The 20,683-nt window shown below is 45.5% G+C and carries 16 protein-coding genes and 1 pseudogene; 14 read left to right on the top strand and 3 right to left on the bottom strand.

All coding sequences use genetic code 11. From position 1 onward, the window contains the following. Nucleotides 1-97: 97 nt before the first annotated feature. From MHB43_RS04485 to MHB43_RS04515, 7 genes are all read left to right on the top strand, one after another. Nucleotides 98-946 carry a GNAT family N-acetyltransferase gene (locus tag MHB43_RS04485; protein WP_405131433.1) on the top strand — a complete coding sequence of 283 codons (849 nt, stop codon included), beginning with the start codon at nucleotides 98-100 and terminating at the stop codon, nucleotides 944-946. A 199-nt stretch (nucleotides 947-1,145) separates the two neighbouring features. Then, nucleotides 1,146-2,948: a sensor histidine kinase gene (locus tag MHB43_RS04490; protein ID WP_405131434.1), complete on the top strand. Its 1,803-nt coding sequence runs from the start codon at nucleotides 1,146-1,148 to the stop codon at nucleotides 2,946-2,948. A gap of 11 nt (nucleotides 2,949-2,959) precedes the next feature. After that, complete coding sequence (locus MHB43_RS04495) at nucleotides 2,960-4,534, top strand: response regulator (RefSeq protein WP_405131435.1); 1,575 nt, start codon at nucleotides 2,960-2,962, stop codon at nucleotides 4,532-4,534. Between the two features lie 175 nt (nucleotides 4,535-4,709). Next, nucleotides 4,710-6,383 carry an extracellular solute-binding protein gene (locus MHB43_RS04500; protein ID WP_206537064.1) on the top strand — a complete coding sequence of 558 codons (1,674 nt, stop codon included), beginning with the start codon at nucleotides 4,710-4,712 and terminating at the stop codon, nucleotides 6,381-6,383. 138 nt (nucleotides 6,384-6,521) lie between these two features. After that, entirely contained in the window at nucleotides 6,522-7,496 is a 975-nt protein-coding gene (locus MHB43_RS04505; protein WP_405131436.1) for an ABC transporter permease, read from the top strand. 15 nt (nucleotides 7,497-7,511) lie between these two features. Next, nucleotides 7,512-8,411, top strand: coding sequence for a carbohydrate ABC transporter permease (locus tag MHB43_RS04510; RefSeq protein ID WP_017690606.1), 900 nt, complete (start codon nucleotides 7,512-7,514; stop codon nucleotides 8,409-8,411). Continuing rightward, nucleotides 8,408-9,985, top strand: coding sequence for a glycoside hydrolase family 43 protein (locus MHB43_RS04515; protein WP_405131437.1), 1,578 nt, complete (start codon nucleotides 8,408-8,410; stop codon nucleotides 9,983-9,985). Before MHB43_RS04510 ends, MHB43_RS04515 begins: the two co-directional genes overlap by 4 nt. A 110-nt stretch (nucleotides 9,986-10,095) precedes the next feature. On the opposite strand, the gene MHB43_RS04520 is transcribed toward MHB43_RS04515, so the two are convergent. After that, on the bottom strand, nucleotides 10,096-11,040 hold the full coding sequence (locus tag MHB43_RS04520; protein ID WP_405131438.1) for an alpha/beta hydrolase fold domain-containing protein: 945 nt from the start codon (nucleotides 11,038-11,040) through the stop codon (nucleotides 10,096-10,098). Between the two features lie 193 nt (nucleotides 11,041-11,233). Between MHB43_RS04520 and MHB43_RS04525 the strand changes: the two genes are divergently transcribed. From MHB43_RS04525 to MHB43_RS04535, 3 genes are all read left to right on the top strand, one after another. Beyond that, complete coding sequence (locus MHB43_RS04525; RefSeq protein WP_017690603.1) at nucleotides 11,234-11,563, top strand: metalloregulator ArsR/SmtB family transcription factor; 330 nt, start codon at nucleotides 11,234-11,236, stop codon at nucleotides 11,561-11,563. A gap of 166 nt (nucleotides 11,564-11,729) precedes the next feature. After that, nucleotides 11,730-13,505 carry a SulP family inorganic anion transporter gene (locus MHB43_RS04530; protein ID WP_405131439.1) on the top strand — a complete coding sequence of 592 codons (1,776 nt, stop codon included), beginning with the start codon at nucleotides 11,730-11,732 and terminating at the stop codon, nucleotides 13,503-13,505. A gap of 165 nt (nucleotides 13,506-13,670) precedes the next feature. Continuing rightward, nucleotides 13,671-14,660, top strand: a complete 990-nt coding sequence (locus MHB43_RS04535) for a phosphotransferase (protein ID WP_339182000.1) — start codon at nucleotides 13,671-13,673, stop codon at nucleotides 14,658-14,660. Nucleotides 14,661-14,771: 111 nt separating this feature from the next. Here the strand turns inward: MHB43_RS04535 and MHB43_RS04540 are convergent, their stop codons facing one another. After that, nucleotides 14,772-15,764: a DUF4003 family protein gene (locus MHB43_RS04540; protein WP_339182002.1), complete on the bottom strand. Its 993-nt coding sequence runs from the start codon at nucleotides 15,762-15,764 to the stop codon at nucleotides 14,772-14,774. Nucleotides 15,765-15,836: 72 nt separating this feature from the next. Next, nucleotides 15,837-16,202, bottom strand: coding sequence for a DUF6713 family protein (locus MHB43_RS04545; protein WP_017690584.1), 366 nt, complete (start codon nucleotides 16,200-16,202; stop codon nucleotides 15,837-15,839). A 168-nt stretch (nucleotides 16,203-16,370) separates the two neighbouring features. On the opposite strand from MHB43_RS04545, the gene MHB43_RS04550 reads away from it, so the two are divergent. From MHB43_RS04550 to MHB43_RS04565, 4 genes and pseudogenes are all read left to right on the top strand, one after another. Then, nucleotides 16,371-18,344 (top strand): serine hydrolase domain-containing protein, encoded by a 1,974-nt coding sequence (locus tag MHB43_RS04550; protein WP_339182004.1) that lies wholly within the window; start codon nucleotides 16,371-16,373, stop codon nucleotides 18,342-18,344. Between the two features lie 53 nt (nucleotides 18,345-18,397). Further along, nucleotides 18,398-19,072 (top strand): response regulator transcription factor, encoded by a 675-nt coding sequence (locus tag MHB43_RS04555; protein WP_339182006.1) that lies wholly within the window; start codon nucleotides 18,398-18,400, stop codon nucleotides 19,070-19,072. Next, nucleotides 19,069-20,421 carry a HAMP domain-containing sensor histidine kinase gene (locus MHB43_RS04560; RefSeq protein ID WP_339182009.1) on the top strand — a complete coding sequence of 451 codons (1,353 nt, stop codon included), beginning with the start codon at nucleotides 19,069-19,071 and terminating at the stop codon, nucleotides 20,419-20,421. The genes MHB43_RS04555 and MHB43_RS04560 overlap by 4 nt, the downstream gene beginning before the upstream one ends. A gap of 63 nt (nucleotides 20,422-20,484) precedes the next feature. After that, nucleotides 20,485-20,671, top strand: a pseudogene (locus tag MHB43_RS04565) (amino acid permease); the annotation flags it as partial. Nucleotides 20,672-20,683: the final 12 nt, after the last annotated feature.

Genomic DNA, 20,683 nt, shown 5'->3' on the forward strand with positions numbered 1-20,683 from the left:
AGTGTTAAAACTATTTAGTAGAATATTTAAATAAGGATAGGGATCATGAGCCCTAATATATTATTGTTTTCATCTTTTTAAAGGAGAGAGTGCCCTAATGTACAGTTATAAAATGTTGGACAAAATAAGCATGGCAACACTTCACGAGGCGTTTGTGGATGCGTTCTCCGACTACCAGGTTAAAATGGATTTGCCTTTTTGGAAGTTTCAACAGATGCTCCAACGAAGGGGGTATCACCCCGAAATATCTATGGGAGCCTTTAAAGATGAGAGAATGGTCGGATTTGTTATCAATGGACTTCGAAGCTGGAATGGAAAGACAACTGCATATGACCTTGGTACAGGCGTTGTAAAAGATTGCAGGCGGCAAGGCATTACAAGCGATCTGCTCTTGAATATTCAAAAGCTGTTAAAAGAAAAAAATGTAGAGCAATATTTGCTGGAAGTCATCCAATCCAACGAATCTGCAGTTCAGCTGTACAGTAAACAAAACTTCAAAATTCAAAGGGAATTTTCATGTTTCCAGTTGCAAAAAGATCAATTCATACCGCAAACGACCTGCATGGTGGAATGTGTGGAGAGAATCGATGTGGAGCAGTTTAAGGAATTTTGGGATGTGGAGCCCTCTTGGCAAAATTCAATTGATTCCATCTACGCTGTACCGGAAGCTTTTATCTATGTGGTTGCACGTCAGGATCACAGCATTGTTGGTTATGGCATTATAGATCAAAAAACAGGTGATATTCCACAACTTGCAGTGAAACAAAATTACCGGGGCAAAGGTATTGCAAGCAGCATCCTGACAGAGATGGTGCAACGCACAGAATCGCCTAGAATCAGTGTCCTCAATGTGGAGTCTCATCTGAAACCGATGGAAGATTTCCTCCTGGTCAAATCAGGTTTTGCATATCATGTGGGCCAGTACGAAATGCTCTTGAAATTATAACGAGATACCCGTTTCGACGTAGGATCAGATCGGGTGCATACGAAAATATGTGGGGTGTTAGTGTCCGTCTTGTTGGGCCAGTTGAACGGGAGGTTGATTAAAGGCTTCCCGGAAATCCTGCATTGCAGTATCCAACCCATCCTGTACTCGTTATAATAATGTTGATATATGACATGGTTAGAGGAGACAAAGACATAACATGAGCCGAAAGACATACTGTAAGCGCATTCAGTTTCTGGATGATTGGAGTCTCAAAACCAAGTTGTACATATTGTTCATTTTTTGTGTGCTGGTCCCGGTCCTGGTCACAAATACCGTGTTTTACCAAAGCATCAAAGGTAACATTGAAGAGAAGGAGCATAGCCGATTCAATGAAATGCAGCAAAGGATCAAGTTCAACCTGCGGAACAGTATAGACAATAGCTTGTATGTGTCCAATTTTCTCTATACCGATGGAACGCTGAACCGGTTCATGGAGTTCAAGTATCGCGATCAGGAAGACTATTACTCTGCCTACTATGATATGCTTAGCAACAACAATCTGGTCAGGTACTACTACAGCTACCAGCAGGTGAATCAAATTACGTTTTATGTTGGCAATGATACCTTCGTCAATGGAGGAAACTTCATTAAGCTGGATGATGAGGTGAAGAAAAGTGATTGGTATCAAGCGCTGATGAAAACGAGCGACCATATCATGATCTATTCGTATTTTGACAAACAACAGGCGGAGATGTCGCAAAGTCAGGGAGGACGCAAAGTAAGCATTATTCGTAAGCTGGATTACTTTGGGGAGCAACAGGTTGAAAAGGTGTTAAAGGTTGATCTGGACTACGCTTTCATCAACAAATCGCTTAAAAATGAGGGAGCCAATGGGAAGGTTTATGTCGTTTCGGATGGCAGGGTCATTTTCTCGAACGATTCAAAAATGAATCAGATGCGCAAGCCATTTAATCTGATTGCGAACAGTTCAATTGACCCTGTTCAATCCATGCAATCGATTCCCGTCGTATCCGAGGATTGGCAGATTGTCGTCAGCACGGAGAAATTGGACGTTCTGTCGGAGATTGTTAATTCAAAGCTTAATTTGACTTTACTAATCATTCTTAATCTGTTGGTGCCGACACTGCTAATCTGGTTGATATCCAGATCACTGGTCATCAGAGTTGATCGGATAGCGAAGCACCTGGATCAAGTGAAGCATGAGAAATTTGAAGTGATATCGGGACCTGTGGGCAAGGACGAGATCGGCAGCCTGACCCATAGTTATAACATGATGGTCATCAAGATCAAGAACTTGATTGAGATTGTGTTTAAGGGTCAGGTGGAGCGGCAAGCCCTTGAGCTCTCCAAAAAGCAGGCGGAACTAAAAGCCCTTCAGAGTCAGGTGAATCCCCATTTCATGTTCAACACGCTTGAAACGATCCGTATGAGGAGTTTGATCAAGGATGAGCTTGAAACCTCTGATGTCATTCATAAACTTGCACTGCTGTTACGTCAGACGATCAATTGGGGCGATGATCTGATTACAATTGCAGAGGAAATCAATTTTGTGGAGAGTTATCTGAGTATCCAGCAGTATCGCTTTGGCGAAAAGCTGCAATTTGCAATCCGGATCACAGACGAATCCATTGCTGCCATGATGATACCCAAGCTAACCGTTCTCACCTTTGTGGAGAATGCTTGTATCCATGGTATTGAGGGGACGTCGAATGATGGGGTCGTGGAGGTATTATTCGAAATTCGAAGTAATGAGCTGTACATTTCCATTCGAGATACCGGAGTCGGTATGGATCAGGACAAGCTGGCCTCGCTCCGCCAAATGATGCAAGACCCGAGTATGGATCGGATGAGCGAGCTTAGCAGCATTGGTATGATGAATGCATATATTCGGCTGCGGATGTATTTTGATGATTTCGTTCAGGTGCACATATTCAGTGAAAAGGGGAAGGGAACAACGATTGACATTCAAATTCCTCTTATGCAGGCATCTCAAGAATAAGGAGCGAGGATATGATCAACGTGCTGATTGTGGACGATGAGCCATTTATTCGCCAAGGACTTCTATTGTTAATTGATTGGGAGTCTTACGGGTTTCAGATTTGCGGTCAGGCTTCCAATGGAATGCAGGCATTGGAGTGCATTCGCGCTATGCAGCCCGATCTGGTGATTTCCGACATTAAGATGCCGGAAATGGACGGAATGCAGCTTGCCAAAACCTTGTACGAGCAATATAACGGTGACATCAAGCTGATTCTTCTAAGTGGATTCTATGAGTTCGGATATGCCAAGCAGGCGATTAAATACCAGGTGGATGACTACATTCTCAAGCCTATTGTGAAGACCGAACTGGTTCAGGTGCTTGAGGAGTTCAGGGTCGCATTTAATGCGCGGACGGAAGAGAAGCGATATCAGCAAAAAAAAGATCGGATTATTATGGCCCAGCATATGCAGTCAATCTTGCTTGGGGTGGCTGAGGAGGATGCTGTTACGAGTCTGCAGCCCCACTATCAAGATGTCGGCATACTGCGTTGCATCCTGATTGAGGCGGAAGCCGGTCCAGAACAGGGAACGGATTGGTGCGCTCGGGTTGAGGCATGGGTGGGAAAGCCCTTGCCGGGACAAATTTTGAAGCCGTTCACAGGTGATAAAAATGCGGTTCTGCTCATGGTTACGGACCTGATGGTGAACCGTGAGGCAGTGACCTTGGAGCAATATTTGACCCGATTACATGCCGATCTGAGCCATGGTCAAGAGGCGGCTATTGCTTGTTATGTCGGGAAGGAAGTACATGAGTTGGAGGCGCTGCACGAGTCTTATCAATCCTGCGGCATAATGAAAAGCTTACGTTTCTTCACCACTTGCAGGCCCATTTATTACTTCGAACTTATGGATACGACCTTATTTGTTAATCGGCCGGGACAGTTCGAAAAACAATTATTTGATGGGCTAGTCAAGTCTATTGAGGAACAGCAGACGGATGAGTTATACAGTCATGCAAAGGCCATTTTTCAATTTTTTCTGGATGAGCGAATCGAGCCTGGTATTGTCCGCATCCACTTGCATTATTTGGCATACACATTGCTGGATCTCGTGAATAACGATACGGTTACTCCAGATTCCACGCTGATGGAATCGACTTTTCTGAAGGTGAACTACGCGATGTTATCCATGGAGGAAAACATTGAACATTTATGCGAATTTTCGCTCATGTGCGCAGAGAAACTGAAGGAGCAGCAAAAGTCGAATGCAATGGGCGTATTAGCCAAAATTGAGGCTTTCATTCACGAGCATTACAGAGAAAATATCAGCCTGAAATTGCTCGGGGAGCAGTTTTACATGAATAGTGCGTATCTGGGTCAGATTTTCAAAAAACATTTCTCGATCAGCTTCAGTGATTATTTGAATCAATTGCGTATTGAGGAAGCCGCCCGGCTGTTGCGCAGAACAGATCAAAGAGTATACGAAATCGCAACAATGGTGGGATATCGGGATTCCGATTACTTTATTAGCCGGTTCGAGAAACTCATGGGGGAGACTCCTGCACAATATCGTAAAAGTGCCCATGCTGCGTACTCTCTTGATTAACATCCTGCACTCCTTGACGGAGCGGCGGGATATTTTTTTTCGCAGATGCTGGAATTAGTGGGATTCCATCTATAGTTTATCCCGTTGAGAGGGGCATGGAAGCATGATAATTTTAAGTCAGCCTTTGGAAAGCGCTTTCCAAAAAGCTTCTGTCAATATAATCGATGGAGGGGTCATGATGAAAAAGGATGTTAGAAAAAGAATCAAATATAGTGCTCTGCTCGCTTTAATACTGGTCATCGCACTCACTGGATGTACGCCGGGATCGTCCTCGAAAGGGGAAAAGACAGCAGATGGAAGGGAATTGAAACAATTTTCCGCATTTTTTGCCGTACCGGGAAAAATTGCGCCTGACGATAATCGGGTGTTAAAGGCTATTGAGGAGAAAACAGGCGTCAGAGTCACGATGGACTGGCTTACGGGCCAAACAGCCAAAGAGCGGATTGGTGTACTCATTGCAGGCGGCGAATATCCCGATTTTATCGATGGGAGTGATGGTACTCAGCAACTGGTAGCAGCAGGAGCGTTAGTACCTCTTGAGGATTACATCGATAAATATCCAAACATCAAAAATTATCTGGGCGAAGACTGGAAGAAGATGAAAAATACGACGGATGGACATATCTACTTCATTCCTCAATTCGGCAATATACAAGAGAAGTCGATGAAAGTATCCCATGACGGAGAAGCATTCTGGATTCAGAAGGCCGTATTGGAGTGGGATAATTATCCGACAATCAAAACGCTTGACCAATACTTCGACTTGATTGAACGGTATAAAGCAGCTCACCCGACCGTTGATGGTCAGCCAACAATTGGATTCGAAATTATCTCCTATGACTGGCGTTATTTCGCACTGGAGAACCCTCCGCTCTTCATGGCTGGTTATCCTAACGAAGGCGCAGCCATCGTTGATAAAGAAACACTGACGGCCAAAAACTATAATACCATTCCGGAAGCGAAGGCATATTTCAAGAAAATTAATGAGGTCTATCATCAAGGCCTAGTTGATAACGAAACATTTACAGCAAACTATGATCAATATATCTCCAAAATTTCAACCGGACGTGTGCTGGGCATGGTGGATCAAGGATGGCAGTTCCTTGACGCCGAGGCATCACTCGTGAAGCAAAAATTGTATGACAAAACCTATGTACCGTTGTCCATTACACTCTCCGAGGATGTTAAAGGGCGCTATCAGAACAATCCAATCCTTAATGTGAATGGTGGCTTGGCTATTACAAAGAGCTGCGAGGATATCGAGGGAGCACTTCAATATATTAATGATTTACTGGACCCTGAGATGGAGGTATTGAGAACTTGGGGACAGGAAGGCGTAGATTACCAAGTCGATGACAAAGGTGTGTTCTCCAGGAATGAAGAGCAACGTGCGAATTCCAAAGATCCGGACTGGGTGCTGGCAAACACGGGAAGCCCGTTGGTCTATTTCCCGCATCATGAAGGCATGACCGCTGATGGGAAGAATGCTCTCGATCCTAAGGAGCAGCCGGAGGAGTATCTTGCCACATTGAATGACATCGACAAAAAAGTGCTGAAGGCTTATGGATATACGAAGTTTACCGACTTCCTGGAGCCTGCGGAGGAAAATGAACCGTGGTTCCCAATCTATACCTATAATTTTGAACCGAATAAACCGGAGACCATCGCCAGACAGAAAATGGACGATGTAAAACGCAAATGGCTGCCAAAAGTGATTATGACTTCACCAGCCGAATTTGATAAGGCTTGGGAAGAATATCAAGCCACGCTCAAGGAAAGTGCAGATATTAAAGCGTATGAAGATGCGCTGACGGAAGAAGTCCGCAGACGCATGGAACTGTGGGGATAAAGGCCTGTCACACAGAAAGGCTATGGGGAGAACCCCGTAGCCTTTCTTACACGCTAGATTGGGAGATTGGATAGGAATGGAATCGATTCACCCAGACTGGGTGATATAGATAAACTCGTAAGCAAGGAGAGAAAAAACATGGCCAAAAAGGAGTTGCAGCCTTCGTTAAAAAGCAGCCATATCCCAGCGGGAACAAGCTGGATCGGGTATAACCTTTCCAGAATGAAAAGTCAGCGACAATTAATGTGGATGTCATTTCCGTTTATTGCGTTTATCGCTATTTTTGCGTATGGACCATTATGGGGCTGGTTGATGGCGTTTCAGAATTATAGACCGGGCATTGGTTTTATGGAGCAGGATTGGGTGGGGGTGGATCATTTTCGAACGTTATTCACGGACCCTACATTTTTACGTGTCATTCGCAATACGCTGGCGATGAGCCTGATCAGTCTGTTTCTGGGATTTGTCGGCTCAATTGGTCTGGCACTCTTATTGAATGAACTGCGAATGGTATTGTTCAAACGCGTGGTACAGACGGTTTCCTACCTTCCACATTTCCTGTCGTGGATCATCGTAACAGGTATCGTTGCGAATGTATTATCAACGGAAACAGGAATAGTGAATGTGCTGTTGACGAAATTGGGCCTGATTGATACACCGATCAATTTTTTTGCCGAACCCAAATACTTCTGGGGGATTGTGGGTCTGTCCAGCATGTGGAAGGAAATTGGCTGGGGCACGATTATTTATCTGGCGGCCATGGCGTCGATTAATCCGAGCTTGTACGAGGCAGCTTCCATCGACGGAGCCGGACGGTTTCGTAAAATGTTCAATGTCACACTTCCAAGCATCAAACCAACGATTATTATCCTGCTCATCATCAACGTTGGTAACGTACTGAACGCAGGTTTTGAGATTCAATACTTGTTGGGGAACGGACTTGTGCAGGATGTATCCGAGACGATCGACATTTTTGTTTTGAAATACGGGATTAATCTCGGCAACTACTCACTTGCCACCGCAGCAGGCATTTTCAAAAGTGTGGTCAGTCTGGTGCTCATATTTATCGCCAACGGGATTGCCAAGTCTCTTGGTGAAGAGCGATTGATATGATAAGGGGGCAGAGCTGTGAAGCGATTTAGTAGAAAACGAAGCTTGGGAGACTCTATTTTTTCCATCACCAATGGCATATTTATGTTGCTTGTCATGGTTGTTACGTTATATCCTTTTTTAAACACCATTGCCGTATCTTTCAATAACGGGCTGGATACGATTCGCGGGGGGATCTATCTCTGGCCGAGGGAATGGACGCTGCAAAATTACGTCTCCGTATTCCAGAATCCGAATCTGACGCAAGCCGCATTTGTTTCGGTTGCCAGAACCGTGGTGGGAACGGTTGTACAGCTGTTCTGTACAGCCATGCTGGCCTATGTACTGAGCCGCAAAGAGTACATGTTTAACAAATTGGTCACGACGCTGTTTGTCATGACGATGTATTTCAGCGGGGGCTTAATTCCGGGATACATGCTGATCAAACAAGTGGGGCTGCTGAACAGCTTCTGGGTATACATTATTCCCGGCTTGATCGGGGTGTTCAACATGATCGTCATTCGTACCTACATTCAGGGACTGTCGGAGGGATTGATTGAATCCGCGAAGATGGATGGAGCCGGAGATTTTCGGATTTTCATGCGTATCGTGCTTCCCTTATCCAAGCCGGTTCTGGCTACGGTCGCACTGTTTATTGCTGTAGGTCAGTGGAACTCCTGGTTTGACTCCATGTTGTACACAGCGGGAAATCGGAATTTGACCACCTTGCAGTATGAGCTGATGAAATTGTTGTCCTCTGCGACCTCACAGGGGGGGACGGTCAACGTGGATTCATTCAAAAATGTAACCAACATGGTGACGCCTGTATCCATTCGGGCAGCCATCACGGTTGTGACGGCAATGCCGATCGTTTTACTGTATCCGTTCTTGCAAAAATACTTTGTGACTGGACTAACCATTGGAGGGGTAAAAGAATGAAAAATGTAAATCAAAGCGAACAATGCACGTTTAACAATCCGATTATGCCCGGGTTTTATCCAGATCCGTCCGTATGCCGGGTGGGTGAAGATTTTTATCTGGTGACATCCACATTTGCCTATTTTCCTGGCGTTCCGATCTTTCAGAGCCGTGATCTAGTGAATTGGAAACAGATTGGCAATGTGCTGGACCGCCCTTCGCAATTAAATCTTCAGGGAGCAGGCCATTCACAGGGGATATTCGCTCCAACGCTCCGGTATCATGAAGGCACCTTCTATATGATTACAACTAATGTATCACATGGCGGCAATTTTGTTGTAACCGCTACCGACCCGGCTGGGCCATGGTCTGATCCTTATTTTATTGAAGGCGCAGAAGGCATAGACCCTACAATTTTCTTCGATGATGGCAAAGCGTATTACCTTGGTACACGTCCTTGCTCGGAGGGAGTTCGTTACAATGGGAACTGGGAAGTTTGGCTGAGAGAGCTTGATCTGGGCAGTATGAAGCTGGTGGGAGATAGTTACGTTCTGTGGCGCGGAGCGATGGTGGATGTCATCTGGCCGGAAGGCCCGCATCTGTATAAGATCGATGAATATTACTATTTATTGATTGCAGAGGGAGGCACAGGTCCCAACCATGCCGTGACCATTGCTCGTAGCAAAAGTTTGACCGAAGGATACGTCGGGAATCCGAATAATCCAATCATTACACATCGCCATTTGGGTAAGCGTTACCCTGTTGTTAATGTCGGACATGCCGACTTGGTGCAGGCTGCGAACGGTCAATGGTTCATGGTCATGCTTGCTTCGCGTCCATATGGGGGGAGTTATAGCAATCTGGGGCGGGAGACGTTCCTTGCTTCTGTCGTTTGGGAGGACGGATGGCCTGTTGTCAATGAGGGCCGCGGAATCCTGGAGGAGCAGGGCACGTTGGATTTGAAGCCTGTTCCGGTAGAGCCGCAACTGCGTTTTGACCATTTTGACAGTGATAAACTGGGCTTGCAATGGATGTTCCTGCGCAATCCTCAGGAGGATCTCTATTCATTAACCGAACGAAAAGGATACTTGCGACTGAAGCTGAAACCGCAAACATTGAAGGAAAAAGAAAATTCCAGCTTTGTATGTCTACGTCAAAGGCATATGGATTATGTCGCAGCTACAGCGATGGAATTTGTGCCCGGGAATGCCAACGAAACGGCTGGTCTTGTCGTCATTCAGAACGATCTGTATCACGTACGGATTGAGCGTGCTCTGGCGGATAAACAGCAGGTGCTACGTGTGGTGACCGTTATAGATGGTCAGGATACCCACATTGCGCAAATCGCACTGGAGGGTGATGTATCGCGGGTGTATATCAAACTGGCCGCAACAGGTCAGCAACTAAACTTCTATTACAGCACAGATGGAAGTCAGTATCATCTGGTGGCGGAACAGGTGGATACAAGCAGCTTGAGCACCGAAGTAGCCGGCGGCTTTGTTGGCTGTTGTATCGGAATGTTTAGCAGCAGCAACGGTACTTCTTCCGATCAGGTAGCGGACTTTGACTGGTTTGAATATGGTTCATATAAATAATATTTAGATGACAGAATAACAGCAAGAAAGCTCAATCCGGTGGCGCTAGTCCAGGGATTGAGCTTTTTTTTGTTCTTTTTGCCAAAGGAGTATGGGGGAGGCGTTACAGTTTATTGTCCAGCTTCATGTGCTGAGTTTTTTATGATGTTAACCATTTTACGCTGAGCATCCCTGGCTTCCGGAATCGGATAGAGGACAAAGACATGGTTCATTTTGGGGTAAACGTACGTTTGGTGATCGATTCTTTGATCCGTCAGCAGCTTGTCGAGCTTCATATTATCAGGAAACAAGCCCTCGTGAGTCCCGATAAAGATGCTGATTTTGCCCAAACCGGCGAAATCTCCGTAGATTGGACTGATTAACGGATCGTTCAATGGTTTGTCAGCTGCCCAGATCCGCCGGATGACATCATACCCTTCGACAGCGAGCATAGGGTCGCGGGTCTCGTAATCAAATATGACCGGATTGTCCAGCACCATATCCACACAAGGCGATAACAAGATGATATCTTTGGGCTGCGGGAGATCATGCATCTTCAGATAATGGGCCAAGGCCAAGGATATGTTCCCGCCTGCGGAATCCCCCATAATGGTGAGTTGTGCCGGGTCGTCCACGGAGGCAAGCAGATCCCGGTATAGATTGAGCAGTTTAGGATATGTGTGCTGATAATTAAAATGAGGAACCTTTGGATAGATGGGAGCAACAACTTTGGCATCCAGAGCCTGAGCCATGCGGTCCATGAATTTCCAGTGTAATGATAGCGGCTGGTGTGTATGCGCCCCGCCATGAATGTAGAGAATGACCCTCTGTTCACGGGAATGCTGATCGTTTAATATGAATACCTGCATGTCTTCATGGGAACGCTCTTTGATGGAAGATGACAGTTTTGTTTTACCCAAGGTATAAGGTTTAATGTTTTCCAGGCCCATATGATCCAGGTGTTTGCGGGTAAGCTCGCGTGTTGAAAAAAATTTCTTGGTATCTAACGTTCCGATATATTTCTCGAATAGAAAGCTCGTCACCGAACGTTTATGATTATGGATATACATGTTCATTGAGGAATCACCCTTCCTGATGGAGATCAGATATACAATCTGTGAAGACTATAAATAAAGTATAAAGGTTGAAGTGTACTTCAAGGTCAATCTTAATTTTTCCATCAAACCGTTATGGTTAGAGTAAAGCATGGTACCCGTTCTATGTTATGATATTTGCATCTTCAAAAGTTCGATTGAAGGGGCATAGCGTATGAATCAGAGCATACAACAGTTTAAAGCGGATTTTTTCAAAGCGTTGGCACACCCGATGCGGATTCAGATTCTGGAGCTGCTGAGTGAAGGAGCCAAGAACGTGAATGAACTGCAAAGCATTCTGGGATCGGAAGGCTCTGCCGTTTCACAGCAACTGGCTGTATTGCGCAGCAAAAACGTTGTCCACGGAATCAAAGAAGGGACAACCGTCACCTATTCGCTGCGTGATCCGCTGATTAAGGACCTGTTGGCAGTCACCAAACAGATTTTTGACAATCACCTGGTTGATGCCATTTCCATGCTGGAAGATATTCGTAAAGAGTCCTGACACAATAAACAAGAGCAACTGGGTGTAATCTCCGGAGGTTCTTGTTTTTTTGTGTTAGGTTCCTGCTGGGATTGTGCGTAATCCGATTGACAGGACGTATGCAGGGGAGTAGTCTTTTAAATATATTCAAATATTCAAATATATGAAGAAAAGAAGGTTTTGGTACATGAAATGGATGGGGAGATATGCAGGGTACAATGCTGCCGCTTTTCGCAAGGATCTGTTATCAGGACTGATTGTAGGTATCATTGCGATTCCACTCGGTATGGCGTTTGCCATCGCTTCCGGGGTCAAACCGGAGTATGGATTATATACCACAGTAATCGCAGGGATTCTCATTTCCTTGCTGGGTGGGTCCAAGTTCCAGATTGGCGGGCCAACGGGGGCATTCATTCCGATCCTATTTGCCATTGTGATGCAGTATGGATATGAGAATCTGCTGATCGCCGGAATGATGGCCGGTTTGATGCTTGTACTAATGGGCGTATTCAAGCTCGGGGCATTAATTAAGTTTATTCCAAAGCCGGTGACTATCGGTTTTACGGCAGGGATCGCCGTCATTATTTTTAGCGGACAAATTACTAACTTTCTGGGACTTCGAGGCATCGAGAAACACGAGGATTTCTGGTCCAATATGAAAGAAATCGGGATGCATATCTCGACGATTAATATATACAGTGTGCTTACAGCTGGAATCTGTCTGGCTGTTCTTCTGCTTGTGCCCAGGTTTGCACCAAAGGTACCTGCATCACTGGTAGGGCTGGTTCTTTCGACGGTAGTCGCGGCGTTCTTTTTTGAAGGGCAGGTGGCTACAATTGGTTCGTCCTTTGGCGCTATACCTAACTCCTTGCCTCAGTTTCATGTGCCTGAGATCACTTGGGAGCGTATCGTGAACTTGCTGCAACCCGCTTTTGTCATCGCCATGCTGGGTGGAATTGAATCGCTGCTATCCGCAGTTGTTGCTGATGGCATGACCGGAAGTCGGCATAACAGCAATCGAGAGTTGATTGGGCAGGGGATTGCTAATATGGTGACGCCGTTGTTTGGTGGTATTCCTGCAACAGGAGCGATTGCACGCACAGCAACAAATATCAAATCCGGCGCAGTATCGCCATGGTCTGGTGTGATTCACGGTGTAGTGGTTTTGCTGGTACTTGTTCTCTTTGCGCCATATGCATCCCACATTCCTCTTGCCAGTATGGCTCCCGTTCTCATGTTGGTTGCCTGGAATATGAGTGAACGAAGATCCTTCATACATGTCATGAAAACCAAAACGAGTGATTCGCTCGTTCTGCTTATTACCTTTTTGCTGACCGTATTTACTAGTTTAACAACGGCTGTAGAGGTTGGGTTGATTCTTGCTGTCCTTTTATTCGTTAAACGGATGAGTGAGATGTTGAAGGTTGCCAAAGTACTGCCCGATCCCGATCATAAACATGAGAAAGTCATGGCCCACATGGTTCGGGAAGGACATGACTGTCCGCAAATAAGCCTCTATACAATTGAAGGGCCACTTTTTTTCGGCGCAGCGGATATGTTCGAGAAGTCGGTCATGGATTCGATTCATCGTCGACCAGGTACTCTGCTGTTGCGCATGGGCAAGGTGCCTTTTATGGATACGACAGGTGAATCCAATCTGGCCCGTGTTGTCAAACATATGGAGAGATCCGGGGGCAGGGTTTTACTTTCAGGCACTCAGGCGCAACCTCTGGAGATGCTGAAGAGAACAGGTTTGATTGAACGGATTGGTTCGGATCATATGTTTGAGCACACGGGTGAAGCCATCAATTATGCATTAGTACATCTGGATGTTCAGAAATGCAGGGGGTGCAAACATTTTGCCTTTCGTGAATGTGCTGCATTGTCGAGCGCTGGCAACGCCCCAGAGTGTAATAGCCTGTTGAAACCTGGAAAGCGAGTCAATGTAAATAGCCCTATCTAACCTGCTGATGAGAGAAGGAACTATAGGAGTCCAAAAAGTATTACTCATTAAAATATATATTCTGGAAAATAAATGAAAAATATACTATGTTATAGGTTGATAGGTGAAAGGATTACCTCGTTCATCAGATGAGAAATAATCATATTAAACCGAAGGAGCAACCATATGTCCAATCAACCGACTGCTTTACGTTCAGTGCTTAACCCCAGGTACCTGGAGTCTGCATTGAGGAATCACTATGACATTGGAACATGGGAAGAATGTTTGTTTTGGCTTAGAGGATTAAATGATACCTACCGGGTTCGTACTTCCAGCGGCATGTACATTCTCCGTATCTACCGCACTGAAATTACGGAGGCAGATGTTCAGTATGAGCTTTCGTTATTGTCTCAACTGAAGAACGTTCTAGGTTCTGCGGAACATACCGACATTGGAGAATACATCGAGAAGAAAGATCATACAGGATATACGATGTTGGAGGCTGCGGAAGGCAAGCGGGTTGCTGTAATGTTTCGGTATATTGAGGGTACGGAGAACAACCTGGAAGATGAGGAGTCTTGTTACGCTTTTGGTCAATCTGCCGCTGAATTGCATGAGGCTATGGATCAGGTGAACATGGAGCTGCCACGATATGAGCTGGATCTGAAGTTACTTATTGACGAACCCCTTGAGCGAATTATCCACTATATCGGTGAGAACAATGAAGCAGCAGCATTTCTCCATACGTTTGCCACAACGTTAAAAGAACGCATCGTTGCCGCTTCCAGACAAGACCTGGACTTTGGTCTGTGCCATGGCGATATTCATGGGAATAACAATGTGTTTCAACAGGAACATCAGTTCATCCATTATGACTTCGAGTGGGCAGCCAAAGGCTGGCGTGCTTACGATTTAGCTCAAGTGAAAGTTCGAAAAAGGCAGTCTGATGAGCGAAAAGCAGTATTATGGGATGCGTTAATGGCAGGTTATCGTTCAGTCAGAAGCTTCTCTGCCGAAGATGAGCAGGCGGTTGATCTATTTATTGTTGCTCGCCGATTCTGGGTGATGGGATTAGATGTTGCTTTTATTGAGAGTGATATGGGTGCGCTGGACTATGGTTCGGATTGGCTGGATAGTTTCGTGGAAGAGTTCCGGGATACGGGGATTATATCCTAGCAAATGATGAACATTATTTTAGGTGTAGGTTTGAATGTTTTAAGACCCTTCCGAGTCAACTTGAACTCGGGAGGGTCTTTTTCATCTTATATTGAAGGTAAGGGTCACTTGTTAGTTGGATGATGATGAAGAAGCGGCAGCAGCCGATGCTGTGGCAGCTGCGGCCATGGCGGCCTGCTGGGCAATAATAATGTTTGTGATACTGGTTGAAATTGCTGTCGTAAGCACACCGTTGCGCAGATTCTCCACATGTTGAATGGCTACCAGAGCAGACGAGAACAGGAGCAACTCCTGTTTGTCGATTGACCAGGCACCGAAGCCTTTTTGAGTCCGTAACCAGTCATTTGTTTCCGCGACTTCATCCACTAAAGAGTCTCTGTCCGAGGGCAACAGGGAGAGTATCCCGAGAGATGGTAACGTATACGTTTTGTCCATTCGAAGATCCCTTTTGCGAAAAGCTTCATTTAAGGCAATCACACGAGCACCTGCATCCGGGATATCCTCTCCAAGAACCAGGACCTGTGTTAATGCCTGCACACTGTTTCTGGAAGAGAACTCCGGTTTTAATTCGCCATAAAGTTGTTCCATACGTGCCACACCGGTATCTACTTCGAGATCGGAAAGGGCTAACATGGCAGCGAAAATGTAGTCATCCTGTCCAGTGAGGAAACGATGCTCTGCTTTCATGCCGTCATAAAATGATTTGGCCCGCTCCACCGTAGGTTGAAACTGGTCAGGTGATGTCTGAGTAGCGATCTGATAGGCAGCAATAACCAGATAATCAGAGTTGCGGAATTTGATCTCTTTCATCAAGTCATAGACATGCAAGGTGTCTGCCAGTCTCGTCTCTTCATCCGTTGTAAGGGAGAGCATGGCAGCAATGCTAACGGCCGAATTACCTCTAAAAGCAGAGAAGAGTTTTGTGTTTTGCTTAATCAACTCATGGCTTTGACGAATGGCTTCCCCATCCGCTGTTTTATTCTCCGCTGCATAGAGCAGGGCAGCCAGACGGTGCATCATCGCATGTTGCCATTTGAACGATTTCTTGATGATCTGGGTGTTGGAAACAAATAATTCAACTCGTTCTGCATGATGCTGCTGCATAGGCACACCTCCATATTCACTGTTATTCTACAATACCGTTCCAGCTTCCTTCATTCCGTCGGTGTAAACAGATTAGATGATTAGGAATATCAAATGAATTAAAGCGATTATTCCCATAGGGTAGATCAATGATCTGGAGAACCCGTTTTTAAATTCATTACGAGGATGTTTTTCGAAAAAGAAGTGTAATACGGTATGTATGATGAAAAAAATATCCAGCACCCAAAATGTAATGGTCTGATATGAGCTAAAAAGAAGAGAGAGAATGATGGTATACATTGGCAGGTGAATCCAAGTGAAATACCTATAGGCCTTATCATCTTCCATATCTTTTAACACCATGAACAATTTCCACTCGGACCGCCGGATGGCATCCATTTCGTGAAGCAGAAAGAGAGACAGGTTAAACAAAAATAAAACCAGTAAAAAGTCAGGCATGTAAAGTCTCCTTTTCCTATTCAATCTGCTCCTATCTTACTAAAGGTCATTTGATTTGGCAAAATATGAAAAAGAGGTTCACGCTCCGTTCATACGTGCTTGATATGCTCTCGAAAGAAAGCGTAAGGAACAGGTATTAAAAAATATGCGGAGTGGTGGGGGAAAGTCATGTCATCGTTGATAAGAAAGATTTTTGGGAAAATGATTTTACTGGTGTTATTGTTCGGCATGATATTAGGGGCAACTGGATTAGGGACCATGCCACTATCGGCAGCAGTATCCAATCCGGGATTAAATTCGGGTAAATTGGAGCAAGAAGTCGTAGCTAATCTGGAGGATACTGATCAGTTAACGGCATTCATGGATGGGATGATGGATGTGCAAATGCGATCTTTACAGATTCCAGGCGCAGTCATTTCGATTGTGAAGGATGGGAAGATCCTGCTCTCCAAAGGGTACGGACATTCGAACATCGAAGAAAATAAACCCGTTGATCCCCAAACCAGCTTATTTCGAATTGCTTCAACAACAAAGCTGTTCACATGGACCGCCGTGATGCAATTGGTTGAGGCGGGCAAGCTTGATCTTGATACAGACGTCAACACTTATCTGAAAACGGTGCAAATACCGAAAACCTATGAGGAACCGATTACGTTGCGCCATCTCATGACCCATACCGCAGGGTTCGAGGAAGGCGGTGTAGGTTACCAGATCACTACCAATCCGGGGAAACTTCCCGTCTCTATTGCTGAAACGATGGCAAAACATATGCCTGCAAGGGTTAAGCCACCAGGCGAGATGCTGTCGTATTCCAATTATGGCGCCTCACTCGCGGGACTTATCGTCGAAGAAGTGAGCGGTGTTGCCTACAATGACTATATACAGAAAAATATATTTGATCCGCTGGGCATGAATTATGCTACGGTAGAGGAGCCTGTTCCAGCGTCTCTGGAACCTTATGCCGCCCTTGGATACACCCGAGCTAACGGCGAGTTTGTAACCAAACGGCCAACGTATGAGGGCGGATTCCGTCCTGCGGGATCAGGGAGCGTCTCGGCCAACGATATGGCACATTTTATGATTGCTCATCTTCAAGACGGGCGATATGAAGATAAACAAATGCTCAAGCCGGAAACTGCCAAGCTCATGCATTCTCCGGCATTCCAGTTTGATGAACGTTTACCTGCCATGGATCTGGGCTTTTACGAGTTGAATATGAATGGACTGCGTGTGATCTCTCATGGAGGGGCCGATGAGCTGTTTAATACAGCGCTTTATCTTGTACCGGACAAAAAAGTGGGCATCTTTGTTTCCTATAGTGGAGGGGAAGGCGGGACGGCAGCAGAAGGGTTGGTGCAAGCCTTTTTTGACCGATATTATCCTGTACATGCAATTGAGCGGCCTAATGAGACTTCTATCGAATTAGGGGAGTCCTTGGAAAAATATGCAGGCTCCTATCAATTTACTCGTCGTAATCACACCAAAATTGATAAGTTTTTCAGTTTTCTGACTCAAATCAATATTGAGGTTTCGGATAACCGACTGTTTATTGGAAATGGTGCAGATCAGCAAGTATATATTCCGATTGGCGTGAATTTATTCCAGGAGGTTGGTGGGACACATCAGATGGGGTTCCGCACAGATGCAGAGGGCAAGGTCACGTATCTATTTCTGGATATGTTAAACCCAATGCCGCTGGAACCTGCACCGTTAGTCAACCAATCGAAGTTCTGGCTCCTCTTGCTCGGCATTTCGGTTGTTCTGTTCATCACTGTATTGCATGGATTTGTTTATCGCAGACGCGAAATCAGAGCGATGCCAAAAGCGCAGAAATGGGCAGTCCGGCTGTCGGCTATGACGTCTATATGGGGATTGTTGACGTTGGGCGCAACGCTTCTGGTGTTGAATATGGATCTGATTGATCGGCTTAGCTATATTCCACTATCCTTACGTCTCTATCTGTTCATGCCGGTTATCCTTGTTGGGTTGACTGCGTCCATATTCATGATGAGCGTACTGGCCTGGAAGAATCAATATTGGACGTTGCTGAAGCGTGTGCACTATACGCTCGTCATGGCAGCAGCAGTGATCATGAGTTTATTTTTCTATCATTGGAACCTGCTGGGGTGGCATTTTGGTTGAAAACCTGCGCCCAGATAGGAAGAACAGATGGATATCGGAGGCATACATTTCATATGACCAAAATCCTAGTTGTGGATGACGATGTGCATATTCGTGAGCTGATTACCTTGTTTTTGCGCAATGAAGGATTCGAGATTGTGGTAGCCAAAGACGGAGCAGAAGCACTGGAGATTGTGGAGAAATCCCAAATTGATCTGGTGATCCTGGATATTATGATGCCGCGATTGGATGGTTGGGAATTATGCAGGGAAATCCGGCGTATGGATCTGAATATGCCATTGCTAATGGTCACGGTAAAAGGGGAATCGGCCCAGAAAGTGAAGGGATTTCAGCTGGGAACAGATGATTATTTAACAAAACCCTTCGATCCACTAGAGCTTGTGATGCGAGTAAAAGCTTTGCTAAAACGTTACCTGATTGTCTCCTCCCAGACCATTCAACTAGGGGGCATTATGCTTAACCGACGCAGTTTTCAAGTGATACGTGGAGAAGAAACAATCCATTTGCCTTTAAAAGAGTTTGAGTTGCTGTTCATGCTGGCGAACCAGCCTGGGCAGATTTTTACCCGGGAACAGTTAATCATCAAGATCTGGGGCAGTGACTACGAAGGGGATGACCGGACAGTTGACGTTCACATTAAGCGACTACGTGAAAAATTCGCTGGGGATGCACACCATTTTCAGATTGAAACGGCTCGCAGTCTGGGCTACCGGTTAGTCATCACATGATCAAAACCTTATATGTTCGTATTATTTGCACATTTCTGGTTGTCATTGTTTTCAGCTTGCTAACCTCTTTTTTCATGGGAATCTTCCTCTTCAAAAAAGAAGTAAATCATATCGGTCAGAATGATATGATTTCTGTAGGGGAGGAACTGATCGGTCTATATGAGCAGATGCAACCTGAGGACAGGGATGCTTTCATCAAAAGTATGGTGAAAGTGTCCACCTACCCCATACATCTATATGACGTTTCGGGTAACGTAACCTATTATGACCTAGACCATACAGAGACCGTTGAAATTGCACCAGAAGCGGTTCAAATGGTGTTGCAGGGTCAGGTCTATCGTTCTCCCGGAGAAGTGGAGCAGACGTTCATCGGTCTTCCTTTTCCATACAAAGGGGTACCACAAGCCATGTTTATGCAGTATTCTCCGCAGAACGAAAATATCATTAATCGGATGATTTTGCTGGTGTTATTGCTTGCACTGTTGATCGGAAGTTTTTGTATCCTTATTGCTGCAAGGTATTTGGTGAAGCCGATTCAGGTGTTGACGCGGGCAACCAAACGACTGGCGAAGGGCGATTTTAATGTGGAAATCCAAACAAAGCGCGTGGACGAAATGGGAGCATTGACGCAGAGTTTTAATGAAATGGCGAGTGAGCTTAAACAGCTGGAACAGATGAGACAGGATTTTGTTTCAAATGTATCTCACGAGATTCAAACGCCGCTGACCTCTATTTCCGGTTTTGCTATGGCGTTGAAAAACAGCAGCCTGGTCGCTGAGGCCGATCGTAACTATTACCTCGATATCATTATTACGGAGAGTGGACGACTATCCAGACTAAGTGATAATCTGCTGGAGCTTGCGTCTCTGGATTCCGATCATCATCCGTTCGAGACAACCACCTATAATCTTGATGAGCAAATCAGACAAGTGGTGGTGACTTGCGAGCCTCAATGGTCAGCCAAAGGCATTCCAGTTCATTTAGAATTGGCAGACGGTATCAAAATAAGGGCAGATCAGGACCAGCTTAACCAAGTGTGGATGAATTTACTAGGCAACAGTATTAAGTTTACTCCCATGGGCGGCCGTATCGAAATACGCACGAGCCAGTCTGTGGATGGAATTTTGTTCACGATAACCGATTCGGGCATTGGAATAACGCCGGAGCAACTGAGTTATGTTTTCGAGCGGTTTTATAAAACAGACCTGTCACGCGATCGTAGCATCAGTGGTAACGGTCTGGGCCTCGCCATCGTCAAAAAAATCGTGATGCTTCACCACGGAACTGTCGAAATGAAAAGTCAGGTGGGCGTGGGGACAACGGTGATGGTTTACCTGCCTTACGGATGATTTCACAGAAAATGTCGGATGCCGGGCAACTTATCTAAGAATCAGGATAATTCTGGTTGTGGATGGTTCCCGATCAGCAATCAGCATTATTATTGTGTATCTGATTCTTGTCATTATCGGTATGCCGTTTAACCCGGATACGCGCTTGCCTCTGGTTGTTGGAGCTACGTTTATGGTTATCGTGGTGGCTCGATATTTCGCATTTGGCATAGGGAAACGACAACGGGTAGACGGCGGCGACGATCGCTAGTCTAATATTCAA

This window comes from Paenibacillus sp. FSL H8-0317, assembly GCF_045040685.1.
GTDB lineage: Bacteria > Bacillota > Bacilli > Paenibacillales > Paenibacillaceae > Paenibacillus.

Bases quoted from the DNA above. Each gene is read 5' to 3' on its own strand.
- MHB43_RS04515 (WP_405131437.1), top strand. From the start codon at position 8,408: ATGAAAAATGTAAATCAAAGCGAACAATGCACGTTTAACAATCCGATT.
- MHB43_RS04530 (WP_405131439.1), top strand. From the start codon at position 11,730: ATGAAATGGATGGGGAGATATGCAGGGTACAATGCTGCCGCTTTTCGC.
- MHB43_RS04550 (WP_339182004.1), top strand. From the start codon at position 16,371: ATGTCATCGTTGATAAGAAAGATTTTTGGGAAAATGATTTTACTGGTG.
- MHB43_RS04485 (WP_405131433.1), top strand. From the start codon at position 98: ATGTACAGTTATAAAATGTTGGACAAAATAAGCATGGCAACACTTCAC.
- MHB43_RS04520 (WP_405131438.1), bottom strand. From the start codon at position 11,040: ATGAACATGTATATCCATAATCATAAACGTTCGGTGACGAGCTTTCTA.
- MHB43_RS04505 (WP_405131436.1), top strand. From the start codon at position 6,522: ATGGCCAAAAAGGAGTTGCAGCCTTCGTTAAAAAGCAGCCATATCCCA.
- MHB43_RS04500 (WP_206537064.1), top strand. From the start codon at position 4,710: ATGATGAAAAAGGATGTTAGAAAAAGAATCAAATATAGTGCTCTGCTC.
- MHB43_RS04540 (WP_339182002.1), bottom strand. From the start codon at position 15,764: ATGCAGCAGCATCATGCAGAACGAGTTGAATTATTTGTTTCCAACACC.
- MHB43_RS04545 (WP_017690584.1), bottom strand. From the start codon at position 16,202: ATGCCTGACTTTTTACTGGTTTTATTTTTGTTTAACCTGTCTCTCTTT.
- MHB43_RS04535 (WP_339182000.1), top strand. From the start codon at position 13,671: ATGTCCAATCAACCGACTGCTTTACGTTCAGTGCTTAACCCCAGGTAC.
- MHB43_RS04555 (WP_339182006.1), top strand. From the start codon at position 18,398: ATGACCAAAATCCTAGTTGTGGATGACGATGTGCATATTCGTGAGCTG.
- MHB43_RS04495 (WP_405131435.1), top strand. From the start codon at position 2,960: ATGATCAACGTGCTGATTGTGGACGATGAGCCATTTATTCGCCAAGGA.
- MHB43_RS04560 (WP_339182009.1), top strand. From the start codon at position 19,069: ATGATCAAAACCTTATATGTTCGTATTATTTGCACATTTCTGGTTGTC.
- MHB43_RS04525 (WP_017690603.1), top strand. From the start codon at position 11,234: ATGAATCAGAGCATACAACAGTTTAAAGCGGATTTTTTCAAAGCGTTG.
- MHB43_RS04490 (WP_405131434.1), top strand. From the start codon at position 1,146: ATGAGCCGAAAGACATACTGTAAGCGCATTCAGTTTCTGGATGATTGG.